Below are 229 nucleotides of genomic sequence, written 5' to 3' on the forward strand. Positions count from 1 at the left end.
TGAAGAGGCGCCTCAGGGTCTGCCACCGGCTGAACCATCGTGGCCAGAGCGCTGGTCAGGACCGAGGATTCAACGTCCCGCAGCGCCTTCGTCCCGCTTGCGACGTCGTCCAGGAGCGCAAAAAGACGATCTTCGTTTTGCGCGACGGTCTGTTCATCGAGACCGCAGAAATGGGCGATCAGGCGACGGCGGACCGAGGCGATGAACTCCCGATGCTCGTCTGATGCGG

At 62.9% G+C, this 229-nt stretch carries 1 protein-coding gene; it reads left to right on the forward strand.

The genetic code is table 11. The annotated features are described in order from the left end of the window. Positions 1 to 224 (forward strand): hypothetical protein (locus AC0L3U_RS40400; RefSeq protein WP_473365271.1); only part of this gene is annotated, 224 nt, incomplete at its 5' end. Positions 225 to 229: the final 5 nt, after the last annotated feature.

The sequence above is a fragment of the Bradyrhizobium sp. Kon69 genome (assembly GCF_055807515.1).